This window comes from Pseudomonas sp. 8 R 14, from assembly GCF_900005955.1.
Classification (GTDB): Bacteria; Pseudomonadota; Gammaproteobacteria; order Pseudomonadales; family Pseudomonadaceae; genus Aquipseudomonas; species Aquipseudomonas marginalis.
Genome location: NZ_CVTH01000004.1, coordinates 1 through 980, shown reverse-complemented (window position 1 = coordinate 980; position 980 = coordinate 1). Strand labels below are relative to the sequence as shown.

The window sequence follows — 980 nt, the reverse complement described above, 5'->3', positions numbered from 1 at the left end:
GCGCACGCCGAGTTGCTTGAGGGTTTCCGGGTTGAACAGGTCATCACCCCAGCGGCCGTCGAGCAACGGCAAGTCGCTGGCGGCGGCGTCCTGGGCACGAAAGCCGAACAGCTTGAGCAAGGCCTCCACGCATTTTTGTTCGCGCTGACGCACCGCCTTGCGCAAATCGCTGATGGCTTGTTGCTCATCTTCAGTCACCACGCTGCGTCGGCACGCGGCGCAGTCGATCAGCAATTCGGCAATCAACCGCGCGGCGCTCTGTTGACGGGCCTGGCGTTGGGCTTCCTGGTCGAGGATCAGGCGCTGCAACTGCGGCCGGGCGTTTTCCAGCAGCAGGGCGAGGCTTTCATACAAGCGACGTTCGCCGTCTTCCGGCGGCGCGACGCTGTCGAAACGCACCAGCGCATGCAGGCCCAGGCGTGCCAGGGCTTCGCGCCAGTCCGGCTCGCGGTGGTCGCTGCTGCTGACGAAGTTGAGCACCGGCAGCAACGGTTTACCGCAACTGGCCAGCACTTGCAGCTCATCACGGTACTTGGCCAGCACCGGTTCGCGAGCGTCGATCACATACAGGCCGGCGTCCGAGGCCAGCAGTTGGCGCAGCACTTTGGCTTCCTGTTCGAAACGCTGGCGGGCTTCGCTGCCTTCCAGGAACCGCGCCAGGCGGGCTGGGCCGTCCAAGCGTTCGCCGGGGCGATCCAGGCGTTCCAGGTAGTCGAGCAGGGCGATGGCATCTTCCAGGCCGGGTGTGTCGTACAGCTCCAGCAAGGCTTCGCCGTCGACCGACAAGCGCGCGCCTTCGACATGCCGCGTGGTGCTGGGGCGATGGGAGACTTCACCGAACCCGACGTCACGGGTGAGGGTGCGCAGCAACGAGGTCTTGCCGACGTTGGTGTGGCCGACCACGGCGAGTTTCAGTGGCTTAGTCATGACCGGTCTCCAGCCAGTTCAACGGCGCGCAATCGGCGAACGGCAGCTCCAGT

The 980-nt window shown here is 65.3% G+C and carries 1 protein-coding gene; it reads right to left on the bottom strand.

Annotated features, from left to right (window positions below; genetic code table 11):
• A partial coding sequence (locus BFQ01_RS00300) for a DUF3482 domain-containing protein (protein ID WP_065923807.1) occupies nucleotides 1-927 on the bottom strand: 927 nt, incomplete at its 3' end.
• Between the last annotated feature and the right edge of the window lie 53 nt (nucleotides 928-980).